Annotated in this window: 15 protein-coding genes; 9 read left to right on the top strand and 6 right to left on the bottom strand. The window is 55.4% G+C overall.

The window, feature by feature from the left end; genetic code table 11:
- Positions 1-46: 46 nt before the first annotated feature.
- From LOC70_RS17130 to LOC70_RS17115, 4 genes are all read left to right on the top strand, one after another.
- Positions 47-337, top strand: a complete 291-nt coding sequence (locus LOC70_RS17130; protein WP_230255211.1) for a hypothetical protein — start codon at positions 47-49, stop codon at positions 335-337.
- Between the two features lie 171 nt (positions 338-508).
- Positions 509-790 carry a hypothetical protein gene (locus LOC70_RS17125; protein WP_230255210.1) on the top strand — a complete coding sequence of 94 codons (282 nt, stop codon included), beginning with the start codon at positions 509-511 and terminating at the stop codon, positions 788-790.
- A gap of 64 nt (positions 791-854) precedes the next feature.
- Positions 855-1,514 (top strand): hypothetical protein, encoded by a 660-nt coding sequence (locus tag LOC70_RS17120; protein WP_230255209.1) that lies wholly within the window; start codon positions 855-857, stop codon positions 1,512-1,514.
- A gap of 132 nt (positions 1,515-1,646) precedes the next feature.
- Positions 1,647-2,678: a lysophospholipid acyltransferase family protein gene (locus LOC70_RS17115; RefSeq protein ID WP_230255208.1), complete on the top strand. Its 1,032-nt coding sequence runs from the start codon at positions 1,647-1,649 to the stop codon at positions 2,676-2,678.
- A gap of 46 nt (positions 2,679-2,724) precedes the next feature.
- Here LOC70_RS17115 and LOC70_RS17110 read toward each other — a convergent pair whose 3' ends face one another.
- From LOC70_RS17110 to LOC70_RS17100, 3 genes are all read right to left on the bottom strand, one after another.
- The gene (locus tag LOC70_RS17110; RefSeq protein WP_230255207.1) at positions 2,725-3,750 is read right to left on the bottom strand and encodes an ABC transporter substrate-binding protein; all 1,026 of its coding nucleotides are present in this window, start codon (positions 3,748-3,750) and stop codon (positions 2,725-2,727) included.
- A gap of 188 nt (positions 3,751-3,938) precedes the next feature.
- The gene (locus LOC70_RS17105; protein WP_230255206.1) at positions 3,939-4,718 is read right to left on the bottom strand and encodes an ABC transporter permease; all 780 of its coding nucleotides are present in this window, start codon (positions 4,716-4,718) and stop codon (positions 3,939-3,941) included.
- Between the two features lie 41 nt (positions 4,719-4,759).
- Positions 4,760-5,608: an ABC transporter ATP-binding protein gene (locus tag LOC70_RS17100; RefSeq protein WP_230255205.1), complete on the bottom strand. Its 849-nt coding sequence runs from the start codon at positions 5,606-5,608 to the stop codon at positions 4,760-4,762.
- Positions 5,609-5,892: 284 nt separating this feature from the next.
- Here LOC70_RS17100 and LOC70_RS17095 point away from each other — a divergent pair, with 284 nt between their 5' ends.
- Entirely contained in the window at positions 5,893-6,651 is a 759-nt protein-coding gene (locus LOC70_RS17095; RefSeq protein WP_230255204.1) for an MBL fold metallo-hydrolase, read from the top strand.
- A gap of 10 nt (positions 6,652-6,661) precedes the next feature.
- Here the strand turns inward: LOC70_RS17095 and LOC70_RS17090 are convergent, their stop codons facing one another.
- Complete coding sequence (locus LOC70_RS17090) at positions 6,662-7,510, bottom strand: SDR family NAD(P)-dependent oxidoreductase (protein ID WP_230255203.1); 849 nt, start codon at positions 7,508-7,510, stop codon at positions 6,662-6,664.
- Positions 7,511-7,810: 300 nt separating this feature from the next.
- Between LOC70_RS17090 and LOC70_RS17085 the strand changes: the two genes are divergently transcribed.
- A complete protein-coding gene (locus tag LOC70_RS17085) occupies positions 7,811-8,362 on the top strand; it encodes an ATP-dependent zinc protease family protein (RefSeq protein ID WP_230255202.1) in 552 nt (183 codons plus the stop codon).
- Positions 8,363-8,445: 83 nt separating this feature from the next.
- Positions 8,446-9,663 (top strand): RimK family alpha-L-glutamate ligase, encoded by a 1,218-nt coding sequence (locus tag LOC70_RS17080; RefSeq protein WP_230255201.1) that lies wholly within the window; start codon positions 8,446-8,448, stop codon positions 9,661-9,663.
- Here LOC70_RS17080 and lpxK read toward each other — a convergent pair.
- Together lpxK and LOC70_RS17070 are read right to left on the bottom strand one after the other, a co-directional pair.
- Positions 9,636-10,733: a tetraacyldisaccharide 4'-kinase gene (gene lpxK, locus LOC70_RS17075; RefSeq protein WP_230255200.1), complete on the bottom strand. Its 1,098-nt coding sequence runs from the start codon at positions 10,731-10,733 to the stop codon at positions 9,636-9,638. The two genes, LOC70_RS17080 and lpxK, sit on opposite strands and share 28 nt — an antisense overlap.
- Positions 10,730-13,351 (bottom strand): DEAD/DEAH box helicase, encoded by a 2,622-nt coding sequence (locus LOC70_RS17070; protein ID WP_230255199.1) that lies wholly within the window; start codon positions 13,349-13,351, stop codon positions 10,730-10,732. Before LOC70_RS17070 ends, lpxK begins: the two co-directional genes overlap by 4 nt.
- A 488-nt stretch (positions 13,352-13,839) precedes the next feature.
- On the opposite strand from LOC70_RS17070, the gene LOC70_RS17065 reads away from it, so the two are divergent.
- Together LOC70_RS17065 and LOC70_RS17060 are read left to right on the top strand one after the other, a co-directional pair.
- Positions 13,840-14,922, top strand: coding sequence for an ABC transporter substrate-binding protein (locus tag LOC70_RS17065; protein WP_230255198.1), 1,083 nt, complete (start codon positions 13,840-13,842; stop codon positions 14,920-14,922).
- Entirely contained in the window at positions 14,915-17,752 is a 2,838-nt protein-coding gene (locus LOC70_RS17060; RefSeq protein ID WP_230255197.1) for a PAS domain-containing sensor histidine kinase, read from the top strand. The genes LOC70_RS17065 and LOC70_RS17060 overlap by 8 nt, the downstream gene beginning before the upstream one ends.
- Positions 17,753-17,764 lie beyond the last annotated feature (12 nt).

Raw genomic sequence — 17,764 nt, 5'->3', positions numbered from 1 at the left:
AGACGAGGTGTTTTGAGCCTCGATTTGTTGATCAAGGAATGGTTGGATGTCTCGTTTTTTCTTCGGAATGATCACCGGTGCCGTGCTGATGCACGGGTCGATGCACTATCACCTGGTACGTGGCGACGACGGTTTCTTTCTGGTTCCGAAGATCAGCAACAACCTCCAGGACGTCTACGTCGACATTCGTGAATTCACGCTGGAAGATTGGAAAGGTCACAAGCCTTTGGCGGCCGCGATCATGAACAGCAACCGTTCTGAAGTGCTGTCCGATTCGGCTCTTTCTGGCTTTCGAAACGACGTCCATTCATTGGTCGACGGCTTGTTCGCCAAGTGATGCAATCGTTGCGATCGATGCATTGAAACTGCTTGTGACATTTGCACCAGTCACGACAAAGCAAATCGCCCTCGGAACGTTCGAGCGTTCCCGTGGTCCAAGTCGATGATTTCCAGCAGCGCTCAATTCGGAGCGTAGGCTTCACGCGTGATGGGAATGATCGCAATGGACATGAATCGAAACAAATACTTCCTGATCGGCGTTCTGCTCATTTTGCTGGGCGTTCAGTTTCGGATGGTCGACTCATTTGTTTTGAATGAACCCACCACTCGGGCGATGGCAAAGATGTCGCGCAAATCGAACGTGGTCGCCCAGGATTCCTTCAGCAATTTCCTGATGCAAGTGCATCCCAAACCCACCAAACGAGTCCATCCACCTCGTTGGTTGGGTCTGGCCATGATCGCCGTGGGAACCGTTGTCAGCTTGCACGCGATTGCCATGCCCCGAGAGTGAACGCCCGTTTTCACTCTGGGTGATTCCAAGAAATCAAGTCTTCCAAACATTCACGAGTGCTCTCATGTGGCGTCTTTCAAATGATCGGTTCTTTGTTGCCGCATTGATCGCCGTTGCGATTGCCGGACAGAGCCACCCTTCGCAGGTCCGTGCTGCGGATTCCGCCGGAGCGTCGCCTGGTTTCGGACGACAGTCTTCCTCAGCCGGTCCAGCCAACGGCACCGGCCGCGAAAGCTCGACCGATCCGTTGACCGCGGCGGGGATCATTCTTCGTGAGGGAACCCGCGTTGGTCCGGTCACTGGTCGATTCGTCATGAGTGGCCAACGCTGGCGATTCATTCCCGAACAATCCAACTCGGTTCACGATTCGCACGTGGACACGCTGGTGGAACACGGTTTGGCTCGCAAGCCAACCGATGAAGAAGAAAGTTTACTCGGTCGCAAAACTCCAATGGGGCGAGGCGTTGAATCCTTGGACGGGTCTCACCTGGACGATCCCACCCTGCCAATTGCTCCCGTCGCGATCGCGGTCCCGATGACGTTGGTCAATGAAAACTTGATGCTCGATCGAATTTCTCGGGCCATTGAAGAAGACCCCAACGACGACCGCTGGACGATCACTGGAACCGTCACCGAATTTCGCGACGAAAATCGTTTGGTGATCGAAACGACCGTCCGTGCTCCCATGAATCCACGGGCGTCTTCGGCGTTGGGCAGACGCTGAATCTGTCTGGCGACGGATTGCGAATTTCGGCAAAATGAGGGGTCGAGCGATCATCGCTGCCGCCACGGCGGTAGGCGAAAGGGATAGCAATCCCAGCCTGCACGAACTCATTCAATTCCAAGGACGGACAACGTGAAGACGCCCATGCGTGCGATGCGTCAACGATTGATCGACGCTTCTGCCTACGCATTGGTGCGGATGATCGTTGCTGTCATCCAAGTCATGCCCTTGGACATGGGAGACCGCTTCTGCCGAGTGGTGGCGGCGTTGCTTTCTGGCCCGCTGCCGATTCGCAAGAACGTGATTGACTCCGCGTTCCAACAAGTCCTGCCTGGTTTGTCATTGGAAGACCAGCATCGACTGACTTTTGACATGTGGCACCATTTGATGCTGATGGTTTGCGAAGTCGCGTGGGCGCAGCGTCGACTGCATCGCTGCAATTGGCACCAGCATGTTCGCTTTCGCGGCAACCAAACGATGCTGCAGCACATGCTGAGCGAGCGTCCCTCCGTTTACGTCACCGGTCACTTCGGAAATTTTGAAGTGGGTGGTTACACGATGGGGTTGATGGGAGTTCGCACGCTGGCCATTGCCCGTCGGCTGGACAATCCTTATCTCCATGACTGGGTCGAAGATTTTCGGAGTGCGAAGGGTCAAGACATGGTCGACAAAATTGGCTGCGCTCCAATCGTCGACCAACACCTTCAAGATGGCGGTTTGTTGTCTTTGTTGGCGGATCAACATGCGGGCCACAAAGGATACTGGACCGATTTCTGTGGCGTCCCCGCATCCTGCCACAAGGCACTGGCGTTGTTCTCGCTCACATCGAAAGCACCGATGTTGAGCGTCTACACCCGTCGACTGAATGGCAAGCCGATGCAATTCGAATCCGGATTGCTAGGCGTGGTCGATCCAATCACCGATGACGAGAACGCTCAGTCGGTGGGTCAGATGACCGAATGGTACAACTCACAACTGGAAGCCATGATCGACATCGCGCCAGAACAATATTGGTGGCTGCACCGACGCTGGCGAACTCCACCGGAGAAGGTTGCAGCTCGGTTGGAAAAGAAACGCGAAAAGCGGCGTCAAATGCAAATCAACTCCTCAGAACGTTTGTCCGCCAGCAACACCGCAACTCCACCGTCTTCAAACGCCGCTTGATCTCATGAGTCGCCCTGGGCGGCCAGACACGCCGAAGCCTTCATTCTCAGAGCTGCAAGAACTCTGTTGTGAAGCAATCTGACGGTTGGACTTTTTCCAGATCCACCAGCCCCAACTCAGACATCTGCTGAACCAGTTCGGTCCATCGCTCCGATGTCATCTGCCCGACCTCGTCAAGGTCTCCATTGGGCATCGCCAACGGTCGCATTTGCTCTGCTCCGAATTGCAACGCCTCTGCAGTCATTCCATGTTGATTCGCCTGAAGTATCGCTGCATTGGCCTCGTCTGGCGACTGCAGGTACTGACGCCAACCGTCCACGGTGCCTTTCACCATGGCACGAACCACCTCCGGTTGATCGCGAATCATATCTCCCGTGGTGACCAGGACACTGGAGTAGGGATTCCAACCAAGGTCGCTGACCATCAAAGTCTTGACTTCCAAACCTTGCTGTTGAGCAATCAACGGTTCGGCAACGCTGTAAGCTTGAACCGCCACTTTTGGATCCGTCAGCATTCCGGCGATGCTGCCGTGATAGGGAACCTGCCGCACATCGTTCAGATGCCCTCGTTGCTCCAAAAAGTCTAAAAACGCACGCCCGGCCTGCCTTTGAAGCGTCATGCCCGCCAAGTCGGACCATTCCATCACACCGCTGTCGGCACGCACTAAGATGCAACGAGGATGATTTTGCACCGCCGCAGCCACCGCCACCACGTCGGCCCCTTGAACCCGAAAGAGCACAACGTCATCCGCGTTGGTGATGGCGAATTGGCTGCGTTCCATTTCGAGTTCGGGTGCAATCGGGGTAGCTCGCCCGCCAGGCTCGATTGCAACTTGCAAATCCAGCGATCGGTAAGTCCCATCCACCACGGATTGGTAAACGCCACCGTGCTCGACTTCCGGGTACCAGTTCAGTTGGACAGAGATCGCTTGCAAACCATCGGTCGCCTCGGGTTGACGACCGCATCCTGTCGTTTGCAAAAGGAGGACACAGGCCACCGTGCACTTTGCGACGCTGGCAAGCAAACGCGAAACCGGAGTTGGCGATCCAGCGACATTTTGAGGCGAGTTCATCGAAACCATTTTTGATGACGGGGTAGGCACGAAGCATTTCTTTCCAGCATAGGGAACCTGCTGTTTCGAGCATGCTCACTGATGTGTCATTCGAAACTGAAGGAGTTGTAGAAATTGTACGCCGATGGCATCCAACCGAAAGTTTTCAACGACAACCGGCGGTTCCGAAGTTGGCGACAACGTGATGATCAGTCGACTCTCAGATAGCGTTTCAACAACCAATGACTCAGCAAATTGACGCCACCGAACAGCACCAATCCTAGCAAAGTTGAAACGGCCAACGCCGCCATCAAAGCATCGGTCATGGTTCGTCCTTGCCAACCGGTCATCAATGCCCCCAACCCTTCGTAGTCAGCACCGTTACTGACAAAGAACTCCGCAACGATCGCACCGATCACCGCCAATCCACTGCTCACGCGAGCCCCTAAAACCAAATAGGGCACGGCCGTTGGTAGCTGGACGTACACAAGTCGCTGCCAGCGAGTGGCTCCGTAGAGCTGTAACAGATCCCGATGTTCCGGTCGAACCGACATCAGCCCGGTCGTCACATTGTTGACGATTGGAAACAAGCAAATCACCACCGTCGCGATCACCGCGGTTCGAAATTCGTACCCCGACCAAACAATCAGCAGTGGAGCAATGGCGACGATTGGTACGGTCTGCAAAAAGATCACGTACGGGAAAAAGGCACGGCGGAGCAGTTGCGATTGACTGAACAGAATCGATAAACCGCCTCCGAACACAATTGCCACCATCAAACTCACGGTGGCTGTCCACAACGTGATCGCTCCGGAACGAATCAACTCAGACCGATGCGTCCATCCGGCCTCCGCGACTTGCTGAGGTGTCGGCAACAACAACTTTGGAAGATCGAACACGACGACGGCAGCGTGCCACAGGATCATGCCCAACACGGCAACCACACCCACACAGACCAGGCTCATTAGCAATTCGTGCGAGCGAACCATTCCCGACTCTTTCGAAAGGTCGCTCGATGGGCGGGATTCTTTCACAACGGGTCCCCCGAATCATCGGACTTGGCAGCCGCTTCCAATGTGTCGCTGATCATTCCATAGAAGTCCGCGAATTCGGGGCTGCGTCTGACATCCGAGGACTCCATTTTCTCGCGAAGCGGATTTTGAAGCTGCGTGACCAAACGTCCGCGATGCATCACAACGATTCTCTCGCAAAGCTGAATCGCTTCGGCGATGTTGTGGGTCACCAAGACGCTGGTGAATCGATGACTGCGCCACAACTTGGTGACCAAACGTCCGAGTTGATTTCGCAGCAGGTCATCCAGCGCCGCGAATGGTTCGTCGAGCAGCAACAGATCGGGATTGGTCACCAAAGCTCGCGCGATCGAAGCTCGCATCTTCATGCCACCGGACAACTGATGCGGAAACCTGTTCATTACGTCGTCCAGTTGGACCTCCATCAATACATCCTTGACACGTTGTTGCCCGGTCGCAAGGTCAACGTCCGCACCGCGTCGACCAAGCTTGAGTGGCAACTCGACGTTTCTTTGGACGGTTGCCCACGGAAGCAAGGCGGGCTGTTGAAACACAAATGAAGTCGCACAGCGTCGCCGGTCGTTCTGCCCTTCCTCTCGCTCTTTCACTTCCATCCGCTGACATTCGCCAGCGGACAGCGTTTGCAATCCGGCGATCACGCGTAGCAAGGTGGTTTTCCCACAGCCACTTGGCCCCACCAAAGCGATTCGAGCCCCCTGGGGAATCGACAGGTTGACATCGCGAAGTGCTCTGACGTCATTGGGGAAGACCACACTGGCATTCTTGCAGATCACCGCTTGCGACGATTGCGGCGAGCGTCCGAGCGGAGATTCTTTGTTCGAGCTCAACGGGACGTCATCAGATTCAGCGGATGGGCACATCGGGGCTCACGTGACAATTCAGACGTTGCGACTTGGAATTTCAATCAGCCTGATTGCTCGATGACACCGATAAGCTGGAACTCGCGGCAATCTGGGATCCGATGCGTTCGTGATCGACACATACACGGATGGGCTGCGATGATAGGATAGGCACCCGCGAACCCGCCCACACAGGGTTGATATCCGCGGGATGATTGCCACAAGGTCATTTGCCATCGGCCAGTTGAATCAGACGGCCCACCGAAAGTTGGATGAAGACATTGGAACTGCATTGCCTAGGAACAGCAGGGTATCACCCGAACGAATCTCGTCACACCTCGTGCTACTTCGTCCCTGAGTGTGGACTGGTTCTGGATGCCGGGACCGGGATCTTCCGATTGCCCAACCTGATCCAAACAGATCATCTGAACATTTTGCTCAGCCATGCCCATCTCGATCACATCGTGGGGCTCACGTTTTTGTTGGACATTCTCTACCAACGTCCCGTTCAAGACGTTTGTATTTGGGGGCAACGCGAAAAACTGAATTCGATTCGGGAGCATCTGTTTCACCCCGACATCTTTCCCGTCGAGCTTCCGGTGACGTGGAAGTCGATTGACGAGAACGACACTTGGCAGATGCAAGACGCTTCGTTTTCGTGGCGTCCGCAGGAACATCCGGGCGGTTCGGTCGCTTACAAAATCGAATTGCCCGATGGCTCCGATTCGAGCACTCGATTGCTGTACGCCACGGACACATTGGGTGCGGAAGACGACGTTACTTTAGATTGGATGTCCGACGTTGACCTGCTGATGCACGAGTGCAACTTCGATGACAAGAATCAATCCTGGGCGGAAAAGACCGGCCATTGTTACCTGGACAAAGTCGTCCGGATCGCGAAACGAACGACTCCCAAGCAATTGCTGCTAACGCACATCAACCCGATTGCGGAACTGGAACTGTCCGACGCCTGCCGCGATTTGCCTTGTGAGGTTCAAATCGCTCATGACGGAACATGCGTCTCGCTTTAACGCGACTCGATCACGAGCCAACTGGTTCACGACGGGCTTCTTCCACGCGATACATTTCTCGCCACGGAAGTTGGATGCCGCCATCGATGGTTAGCGTGCTGCCGGTGATGTATTCGCTCTTGGGGTCACACAAGAAGACCGCACCACGACCGATTTCACGAATTTGCCCAAGACGCCCCCACGGCAATTTAGCTCCTTCTGTCTGCAGAGTTTCTTCTTGAAAGAACTTCCGCTCCCCCGGAGTATCAATCCACCCCGGGTGAATGATGTTCACGCGAATTCGATGGGAAGCCAGTTCCACCGCCGCGGTGCGAGCCATTTGATCGTTGGCCGCTTTGGCCATGTTGTAGGCCATCGCACCCGGCATCGGCATGTGAGCGTGGGGACTGCTGATCACCACGATGTTCCCACCGTTGCCGGCATCCACCATCTTCCGAGCACCGCATCGCACGAGGTGGAACGCTCCCCACATGCTGACATCGATGGTTCGGCGAAACTCATCCATGTCCGACTCCAACATCAAATGTCGGTCGCTGTAGGCCGCGTTGCTGACAACGATGTCCAGTCCGCCCATCCGCTCGCAAGCTTGGTCGACCAGTTCCTGAACCTTGGTTTCGTCCGAAATGTCAGCCCCAACCGCGTGAGCCGTGGTTCCCATTGCTTCACATTCGCGGACGACGTCCTCGGCTTCGCTTTCGTTTGAATGATAATTGATCGTAACCTCAGCCCCCACCGAAGCCATCTCCAGAGCAATTCCGCGGCCGATTCCACGCGAGGCTCCCGAGATCAGGACGCGTTTTCCCTGAAGGATTGGCGTGGAGGAAGCAGGCGAGGCGGACTCGGGGGATTCAGCAGACATTCATTCGGCTCCAGGGGACAACGGCAATCCGGAAACTCATTGGGCATCCATTTTGCTGCAAAAGTGAAGAGAAGTATAGCCAACTCGACCTCTTTCGTTGATTGAACTGGCCTTTCGCCGGCCAATCTTTGTTCGTTGACTTGACGCTGACCTTGGTGAGTCGTCAATTTGCAACGATATCCCTGCTCGAATTTGTCCCCGTTGGCAAACCGAGGCACCAAGCACCACCTGAACCAGGTGGTCAGCCCCGAGTGATCTGTTTCATTCGCCAATGGCGATCCCGCCCCCACGGCACGGCACATGACAAACGATCCTAGCCACGACACAGAAGACACGCCGACAACACGATCCAAACTGCTTCCGACCGATCCGTTGGTGGTCATCGGATGGAGAGAATGGGTCGGTTTGCCGGAACTGAAGGTGCGGCACGTCAAAGCCAAGATTGATACTGGCGCCCGCTCAAGCTCGCTGCACGCCTTCGACGTGGAGACTTATTTTGACGGTGACATCGAACGAGTTCGTTTCTCGATCCATCCGGTTCAGAAGCGAGACGACGTGCATGTGGAAGCCGACGTTCCGATCTTGGAACGACGTCACGTCCGCAGCAGCAACGGCGAAACGAGCGAACGAATTGTGATCCGCACGTCGCTCGAAATCCTTCGGCGTCGCATCATGGTGGATCTGACCTTGGCCAATCGCGACTCGATGGGATTCCGAATGTTGGTGGGTCGCGAAGCCATCCGCAATCGCTTCCTGGTGGACTCGGCCGCGTCCTTTTTGGCAGGTCGCCGAAAACGAAAACGCCCGGCGGGTTCGAACATGCCAACTTCACACGACCTTCCGCCGTCCTAGCTCTTCCGCGTGGTCGCTTTGCATCCGCTTGAGTCGCCCTCTCTCACACGCCGCTTCTTTCTGATCCAAATAAGAGTCGTCCCTTGAAACTTGCCATCCTGTCCTGCTCCCCTCGTTGTTACAGCACCCGCCGCTTGGTTGAAGCCGCGGAGCAACGTGGCATCAAAGCCAAAGTCCTCAACACCCTGAAATTCGCAATCGACTTGGCCGAGGGTGAACCCGATCTCTATTACCGCAGCAAGCAACTCAGTGACTATGACGGCGTGCTGCCTCGCATCGGCGCGTCGATCACTTACTTCGGCACCGCGGTTGTTCGCCAGTTCGAACAGATGGATGTGTTCAGCGCGAACTCGTCCGCGGGAATCAGTAATTCGCGTGACAAACTTCGCAGTTTGCAAATCCTGTCACGTCATCAAATCGGCATCCCCAAAACCACCTTCGTGCGAGACCGGAAAGACATTCTTCCTGCGATTGAACGCGTGGGCGGTTCGCCGGTGATCATCAAACTGCTGGAAGGAACCCAGGGCGTAGGCGTGATTTTGGCCGAGAACGTCAAGGTCGCCGAAGCGATCATCGAAACGCTTCAAAGCACCAAGCAAAACGTGCTCGTTCAGCAATTTGTCTCGGAAAGTCGAGGCAAAGACATTCGGGCGTTCGTGATTGGCGACCGAGTCGTCGCGGCCATGCGTCGCGTTGCGGTTGGGGCGGAGTTTCGTAGCAACGTTCACCGTGGTGGACGAACCGAACCAGTTGTGCTCGATGAGACTTATGCGGAAACGGCCGTGCGTGCCGCTCAAATCATGGGACTACGAGTCGCGGGCGTCGACATGCTAGAGGGAACCAATGGGCCGCAGGTCATGGAGGTGAATTCCTCCCCGGGACTAGAAGGCATCGAGTCGGCGACCAAGCTGGACATCGCCGGCGCGATCATCGATTACATGTCGGCTCAAGTGGACTTCCCCGAAGTCGACGTGCGACAACGTTTGACCGTCAGTCGCGGCTACGGAGTGACGGAATTGCACGTTCGCGATGGATCGGAATACGTTGGCAAATCGATCGACGAATCAGGATTGCCGGAGCTTGATATCAACGTGTTGACGTTGTATCGAGGCACGACGGTGATTCCCAACCCTCGATTGAAGCGAACGCTGGAACCCAACGATCGCTTGCTTTGCTTTGGAAAGCTGGAAGCCATGCGTGGGATGGTGCCTGAAAAAGTTCGCAAACAACGTCGTCCCAAGATCAAACGGTTGCCCGACTCGGCCGCCGCAATTCAAGCGGAATCATCTCGCGACGATTGATTGTCCACCGCGCCACCCATCATCAATTCTAGCCGCAACTGCAGCGGCTCTTCGGACGTCCGGTAAGCCAACTCAATGGGAATGAATCCCAGTGGTACGCCGGCGATCGCATCGGTGGCGAGTTTGACCGCGTCCTTGTGAGTGCACAACAAACGTGCCGGTGATTGGTCGGTTGATTTCAATTGCTCCACCCACCGACGCAATTTGTCGCGTGTGCTTCGCTCGAACGCGTCGTGGTCAGGCAAACGATAGTGCGCGACGACGTTCGCTCCACAGGATTGCACCGTTTGCTTGAACGCTCCTGGATTGCCAATCGCGGAAATCAACGCGACGTTTTGGTCGCAAAGCGATTCGACGGGTTCCCATTCGCCCAACGAGTTCTGAACCGTCGACGGTCGATGCTCCGTTTCGAGAATGGGGCAGTCCAGCGCGTACTGCGCGATCGTCGATCGGATTTCAGCAACCTCTTCTTCGGTCACCTGATCCACTCGAGTGATCAAAACCCAATCGGCGCGAGACAAGCTGTCGATGGGTTCCCGCAAGGTGCCTCGCGGAAGCACGTGACCAAACCCAAACGGGCAAGTCGCGTCGACCACTAAGATATCGAGATCTCGTTTCAACCTTCGATGTTGGAACCCATCGTCCATCACCAAGACTTCCGCCGCCAATTCTTCCACCGCAATCCGAGCCGCCTCCACTCGATCAGGGTGTTGCACGTGCGGCACGTCAGGCAAACGTTCCTGAAGCTCGAGCGCCTCGTCGTTGAAACCTTGACCGCCCGCCCCATATCCGCGACTGATGATCGCCACGCGGTGGTTCATTGCTCGTAGTCGCCGGCAAAGATCCGCGACCACGGGAGTCTTTCCGGTCCCGCCGGTCGTTAAATTTCCCACGCTGATCACGGGCACGTCGGCCGAACAGATCTCTCGTTTTCGCGTGTCGTATTGTCGACGTCGATACCGAGCCCCCAGCCCATAAAAATGACTGGTGCACCAAAGTGCTCCACGAGCGAGTGTCGACAAAGGGTCTTTTCGTTGCCCGCTTAAAAGCGGCCGGTAGTCCCAACTCATGCTTCGCTTTTTTCCTCTTCGTTGCTGGCCACGGACGTCTGTTTCGTGCCAGCGTTTCGTCGTCCACCCGCCAAATCATCCGTCAACGGTGATTCGGATTGGCTGAGTGTTTCATCGGTGCTTTGCGGGTCAATTCTTCGACAAGCTTCCGTCAACGTGTCGGCAATGTCATCCAACCAATCCTCCCACGTTTCGACCGTGGTTCCCTTGGGAGGCACATTGGCCATCTCGTCACACAACAAAATCATTCGCAAACAGTGACGAAAGAGAATCCCCTCTTCCTTCTGAAGTTTGCGAGCGGTGACGTACTTGTTGAAATCGCCACCGAACTCCAACAGTTCCCCAACAATCCAAACCGGACGAACCTGCACATCGTCCACTTTAGGAAACTCATCGCGAAACAGTCTCAGCAGTTTTTCTCCGATCGTCAAAGGCCACACCTTTGGCTCTTCGAACATCACCCGGCCAAACCCACGATCGCGAACCTCTTCTTCCTCCTCCTCGGGGCCAGCACCGAGCTCCTCCGGTGTCGCCAGACCTCGCTGAAGCAACTGAGTGTCCAATCGTGTGCGAGCCAGTTGTCCCGGTGGCATGACATCGTAAGACGGCATTCTCGCGAATTTCGCAACGGACCCCGGGACCTCTAAAAGGCTTTCCAACACGGCGATGCGTTCTTGTTCATCGGCATCCGCCAATTGATCCGCGATGAAGACACCCAGCAACGGGTTGACGCTTTTCAACTGAACTAGGCGTTCCAGTCTGACCGTCGGTGTTGCCTTGACCGGATGATAGTCGGCAAGTTCGTAACCCCGTTTGGCGAGTGCCTCGGCGTCATCAACGGGCTCCGACGACTCTTCATTCTCTTCTGATTTGGTCTCCGCCTCACTGGCTCGCATTGTGTCCAGCAGTTCGCCAAACAAACCTCCCGTGGCGGGTGGCTCTTCCACTTTCGCATTGTCGCTTTGACCGGGCTTGGTGCCTTTTGGCGTGGGCTTCTTTTCCGCCGCGATTTTCGGAAGCGGATCCAGTTCGACGTAGCCACCTGACCAAAGCGTGATCAACATCCGGTTGAGGTCTTTTTGGGCAACCTCGATCCGAGCCGGCGGCATCAATCGCCGATCCACCAAATCCCGAATGGGCTGGACCGCCTCATCTTTCGACAACAGGTACGCGAGCAATCGCCACGGCACTTTGCCTCGACTGGCCAAGTCCGCTGACTTCGCGACTTGCAATTGTTCAAATTGTGATTCTGTCCAATACGATTCGCCCGCACGACGTTTGGGCATTTTCTTTTTGAGTTGCTTCTTGGCTTTTAACAATCCCGGATCCTTGGTGTCCTCGGGGATCGAATCGTACTTCTCCCGCCAACGATTGATTTTGACATCGTCTTCGTGAGCCAATGCGTAAACGTACCCTCGGTCGTCGAACTGAGGTCGACCGGCGCGACCGAAGATTTGCTGGGCCGACGCGATGTCAACCAATTTCTTTTTGTCTTTCGGACCTTTCAATAGATTCGGCAACACCACGCTTCGCGCGGGCAAGTTGATCCCCGCCGCGAGAGTCTCGGTGCAGACGCAGATGCTCAGCAATTTCTTTTGAAACAACTCTTCGACGATCCGACGATAGCGAGGCAAGATTCCAGCGTGGTGAACACCGACGCCTCGCATCAAAATCTGCTTCAGTTTCGGTCCCACTCCATTGCTGAAATCGGCAGCGTTCAGAATGTCCGCCAATTCCTTTTGTCTCGATTTATCGATGAGCGATTTGCCTTTCAGCATCTCCGCATTGGTCCAGCAAAGTGAACGGCTGAAACAAAACAGCAGAGCTGGTGTTCGTCGCTCTTCCTCGTCCCCGGCAGCGATCTTTTCACAAAAGTCGTTCAGCAGTTCGTCGTCCACCCATTCGTATTGCAGTGGGACCTTTCGTTCGGTTCCTTGAACCAACTGAAGATTGCGACCGTGGGCTTTCCGGAGCCAACCGGTGAACGCGACTGAGTTGCCAACCGTCGCACTGAGCAACAACGTGCGAACGTGTTTTGGAAGAAGTCCCAAAGTCAATTCCCAAACCACCCCGCGTTGGTAATCGTTGAACGAATGAAATTCATCCATCACAACGCACGAGACGTCATCGAATTCGAAGGCTTCTGGATTCAGCAGTCGATTGAGCAAAATTTCCGCGACGACGACTAGGACCGGCGCGTCCGCATTGACGCTTCGGTTCCCGGTCACCAAGCCGACCTGGTCCGCAGAGAATCCCCACCTGACCGCGGATTCACGCAGCTCGTCCAACTTCTGATCCGTCAATGCGATCAGTGGCGTCGTGTAATACATCCGCTTCCCGGTCCGCAACGCTTCATAGACCGCCGCTTCCGCGATCATGGTTTTACCCGTTCCGGTCGGCGCGCAGACCAACACACCGTGCTGGGCGGCCGGACCGTCTTCGGCGGCTTCGGTTTGACCGGTGAAATACGCGAGCAAAGCCTCTTCCTGCACGGGGTAGGGCTCGTACGGAAGCAGCTCGAAATATTCGCCCGCCAGCGTGTCGCGATCCAGATCGGGATCAACTTCAGCGGCTGGGGCGTCGTTCGTATCAGGCGTCAGGTGCGAGTTGGCATTCATGGGCATGTTTGTAGCACAACCGACCTGTTTACGGCTGCCCGAAGTCCAGGACCACCAGGGACAGATTTCGCAATCAGAGTCACCACAGTTGCGAGCCGTCATTCACTCATCCGTGAACTCGGGTGACCTCTGAGCAATCGCAAACCAAGTGTTCGAGGGGGCTCATTTCTACACCTGCACCCGGCCATTTTGCCGTGCAATTGGAATGTTCGGCACGAGTGCTTTCCACAACCGCCTGTGCGGGCGGATTGTTGTCCCGTGGTCAGAAGCATCGGCTTTTCAGAGCTAGGCTCCTAGCAAGTCATTCAAGAAAAAGGGGCACTTTGATGAAGACTTATGGGGCCATGCTGCGCGTCCGTCCATGCTGGAAGATCGCAGCGACCGCTATTTTTTGCAGCTTGTTCTTCGTGGCACGCGTCGATGCCGATCGGACCGAAAGCGTTTCGGACCAGTCAATCAAGGAAACCGCAACGGTCCTTCCAATCGGCATGTCGACCGCTCTGACGGGACCATCCGCCGAACTCGGGATCGCAATGCGCCATGGGGTGCTGGCAGCGTTTCGCGAAGCCAACGAGGGCGAACTGCTACGGGGACGAAAACTTGAACTGATCGCGTTGGACGACGGCTACGAGCCCGCCCGAACCGCCCCGAACATGCATCGATTGACTCAAGAGATGCAAGTGTTAGCGGTTGTTGGAAACGTCGGCACGCCAACGGCGATCACCGCGATTCCAATCGCCGAGAAAACCGGAACGCCATTCTTCGGCGCCTTCACCGGTGCAAGTGCGTTGCGAAAAGCGGGCACTCCCGACGTGGTGATCAACTATCGAGCCAGCTACGCCGAGGAAACGGCCGCGATGGTGGACGCATTGATCGCCAACGGAATTCGCCCGGAAGAAATCGCTTTCTTCACTCAAAACGACAGCTATGGCGATGATGGCTTCTTCGGAGGACTCGCAGCCATCCGCAATCACCAAGCCGTCAAGATTTCCAGCGTCGCGCACGGCAGGTATCGACGCAACACATCGCACGTAGAAGACGGACTGGCTGACTTGCTGTTGCACCAACCTCTTCCCAAAGCCGTGATCATGGTGGGCACCTATGGGCCATGTTCCAAACTGGTTCGGCTGGCTCGCGAAAACAACTTTCACCCGCAGTTCTTGGCCGTCTCCTTTGTCGGATCACAATCGCTGAAACGATCCCTGGGTGAACAAGCCAACGGAATCATTGCAACGCAAGTCGTTCCACACTTCAACAGCGAGCTGCTTTTGGTGCGACAGTATCGAGCCGCGATGCGTGCCCATTCACCCGACGTCCCTTTCTCTTTCGTTTCACTGGAGGGCTACATCGTTGGCCGGATCATGGTCCAAGCGATCGATTCCATCGAAGGCGACATCACCCGTTCACGAATCACCGAAGCCTTGGAGGCACTCGGAAGTTTTGATCTTGGCTTGGGCACTCCGTTGACCCTGGGTCCAGATGATCATCAGGCCAGCGGCCGTGTTTGGCCGGTGATGATTGGAGCCGATGGTTGTCACCCGGTTTCTTGGGAAGGAGTTGATCATGAGTAAGTCAATCCACCCGGCGCCGGAAGCAGCGAGACCTCAAGCGACGCAAAAGTCACACATCGCTCAAAGACGAGTCCGATGGCTGAGCTTCACGGGTGTATGCAGTGGTGTTCTGATCTTGGCCATTTCGACTGCACTTTTGAATTGGCACCAAGAAAGCCGATCCAAGGCCAACATGATCGAAGCGCAAGTTAACGAAGCCAGACTTGCGATGAGCCAGGCGACGGTGGCTAGAAATAGCAAGTGGACACAACTGCTGTCTGATTCCCCGACATCCGATGACGATGTGGCGTCTGATGTTGACGCGTCAGCCGAAATCGATGAGTGGCAGACCAAGCTATCTAGCGTGCAAAAGATCTTCGAATCCCTGAATCACGAACTGGACCTTCCGGAGGAAGAGCAACTGCGGATCGACCTCAATCCGCTGGTTGATTGGAGTGAGCGTGCTTCGGCTTGGAATCATCGCCACCGAAAACTGACCGAAGCTTCAGAGCATCGTTTCGCGGAACTGGATTCTTTGCTCGAAAACTTGTTGAAAGTGGCCGACGAACAGCGTGGCGTCCACCGCCTCCGCCTCGCGATTGGTCTGCGAAGTCACTTCACAGACCAACCTCAGCCAATTGAAACCATTCTTCATGACTGTGCCGGTTCCACACTGGCCTATCAAATGAGTGGCGACCTTCGACAGCTTCGGCTGCACTTGAGCCAACTCCGCATGAATCCGAATGTGGACGAGTTGGCGGACATCGGTCAAAACCAGATCCGTCCGCTTCTGCTCCGCCTCGGAGCATCGAGCGAGGAATGGGGAGAGTCCCAGACGATTGAAGAAATTGAATCTTTCATCTTCGCACCGCTGACAAATACTTCGGACACGAAGTCCACCGGAGTGGGCATGTTGCCGATCCAGTTCGCATTGGCGCAATCCTCGGACGAACGTCAAACGTTGGTCGAAGAAGCAGCCCAGCATGCGGACGTCTTGGATCTGCAACGCAGCAACCTGGCGACTGCTGGTGACCGGCTCAAAAACCAATACACCGAAACGTTTGCCAGAACGCTCCGCACCGTTTGGAGCGTGAACCTGGCCTCGGGTGTGTTGATCGTCTTGGTGTTTTGGATTTTGACACGCAGAGTGTCACAGGACATCGCCAAACAAGTGGACGAGATCGACAAGACTGCCAACGAATTGGCAAACGAAAAGCTTCTGCTCGCGTCCGTCGTATCCGATCTGCCGATTCCGCTTTACTGGAAAGATGAATCAGGTCGCTACCAAGGCTGCAGCCGTTCGTTCAGCGAGTGGATGGGCTTCGAATCGGAATCCGATGTGGTTGGACTCACCGACGAAGACCTTCCATGGAATCCAGAAACCTGTGAGCACGAGTTGCTGCTGGATCAATCCATCATGCGATATGGGATCCCGATTCAGAACCAAGAGCAAACCAAGACCCAATCCAGTGGCCAACAGACGGTGGTGCTTGCAAGCAAGACGCCACTTCGCAACTTGGAAAGTGACAACGTTGGTTTGGTTGGCACCTACATCGACATCACGGAACGCAAGGCGGCCGAAGAACGGCTCAATGGTTTGGCCAAAATCCAGGCCGAATGCCCGAGCGAGATCTACGTCTTCGACACCGAGACGTTTGAGCTGTTGGAACTGAACCATGCCGCTTGCCACAACCTTCGCGTGGAAGAACAAGACGCCCGAGGACAGTCGCTTTGCAACTACATGCAAGATGCCAACGGAAAAGATCTGGCGCAGCACTTGGCGCCAATTATATCGGGTGAACTGAAAGAAGTCGAATACGAAGCCGTCCTCACCCGGGCCGACGGAACGACATATCCGGTGCACGTTCGCACTTTAACGATCGAACACGATTCGCGATTCGCGTTTGTGTCCTGTGCGACGGACATGACGATCTACAAGCAACTTGAAAGCCAGCTCAACCAAGCTCAGAAGTTGGAATCAATCGGCCAACTCGCAACCGGCATCGCGCACGAAATCAACACACCGATGCAGTGCATTTGCGGGAATTTTGATTTCTTGCAGGACTACTCCGGCCGCTTGCTGGACGTCGTCGACGCGTATCAAGAGTTGCTGGAGAAAGGACCGCAGAGTTGGGAATCGCGGCTTGACGCCATCAACGAGATGCTGAAAAAGAACCGTTTTGACTTCATTCGCTCGCAGTTCCCGCTCGCCTTGGAAGAATCTTCCATCGCCGCGAGCCGCGTGACCGAAATCGTTCGCGCCATGCGAGTCATGTCGCACCCGGGCTCCCAATCCAAGAGCCCAACCAACATCAACGAGCTGATCCAAGATGCCAGCATTCTTAGTCGCAACCGATGGAAAACACTGGCCTTGGTCGAGCTTTCTCTCGCGGAAGACTTGCCAACAATCGATGCCTTGGCCGCCGAACTCAGCCAGGTCTTTCTCAACTTGATCGTCAATGCAGCCGACGCCATTGGCGAACAGATAGAAAACGGGCGTGGCGATCTCGGAAACATCACCATCGACACACACTTCGACGACGAAAACATCTACGTTGAGTTAACGGACGATGGCCCGGGCATGCCAGACGAAGTCAAAGCCAAAGTGTTTGAGCCCTTCTTCACTACCAAAGAAGTCGGCAAAGGCACCGGGCAAGGCTTGTCGATCACCTACGACGTGGTGACCAAGCTGCATCACGGACAGGTCGAACTGCAAACAGCGGTGGGCGAGGGTACCACGTTCCGGCTGACCTTGCCGCGTCAGAAACAAAACAGCGCAACCGAACCTGTCGCGACACCGGCACTTCCAATCACGGACACGACGGAAATGTCGCCTGCCATCATTGGGTGATTAGCAAACGAT

This window comes from Rhodopirellula halodulae, from assembly GCF_020966775.1.
Classification (GTDB): domain Bacteria; phylum Planctomycetota; class Planctomycetia; order Pirellulales; family Pirellulaceae; genus Rhodopirellula; species Rhodopirellula halodulae.
Note: the sequence above shows the minus strand (reverse complement) of the source record. Positions and strands in the feature narration are given on the sequence as shown.

Coding starts and splice junctions, on each gene's coding strand:
- LOC70_RS17130 (WP_230255211.1), top strand. CDS start 47: ATGTCTCGTTTTTTCTTCGGAATGATCACCGGTGCCGTGCTGATGCAC.
- LOC70_RS17125 (WP_230255210.1), top strand. CDS start 509: ATGAATCGAAACAAATACTTCCTGATCGGCGTTCTGCTCATTTTGCTG.
- LOC70_RS17120 (WP_230255209.1), top strand. CDS start 855: ATGTGGCGTCTTTCAAATGATCGGTTCTTTGTTGCCGCATTGATCGCC.
- LOC70_RS17110 (WP_230255207.1), bottom strand. CDS start 3,750: ATGAACTCGCCTCAAAATGTCGCTGGATCGCCAACTCCGGTTTCGCGT.
- LOC70_RS17105 (WP_230255206.1), bottom strand. CDS start 4,718: ATGGTTCGCTCGCACGAATTGCTAATGAGCCTGGTCTGTGTGGGTGTG.
- LOC70_RS17095 (WP_230255204.1), top strand. CDS start 5,893: ATGAAGACATTGGAACTGCATTGCCTAGGAACAGCAGGGTATCACCCG.
- LOC70_RS17090 (WP_230255203.1), bottom strand. CDS start 7,510: ATGTCTGCTGAATCCCCCGAGTCCGCCTCGCCTGCTTCCTCCACGCCA.
- LOC70_RS17085 (WP_230255202.1), top strand. CDS start 7,811: ATGACAAACGATCCTAGCCACGACACAGAAGACACGCCGACAACACGA.
- lpxK (WP_230255200.1), bottom strand. CDS start 10,733: ATGAGTTGGGACTACCGGCCGCTTTTAAGCGGGCAACGAAAAGACCCT.
- LOC70_RS17070 (WP_230255199.1), bottom strand. CDS start 13,351: ATGAATGCCAACTCGCACCTGACGCCTGATACGAACGACGCCCCAGCC.
- LOC70_RS17065 (WP_230255198.1), top strand. CDS start 13,840: ATGTCGACCGCTCTGACGGGACCATCCGCCGAACTCGGGATCGCAATG.
- LOC70_RS17060 (WP_230255197.1), top strand. CDS start 14,915: ATGAGTAAGTCAATCCACCCGGCGCCGGAAGCAGCGAGACCTCAAGCG.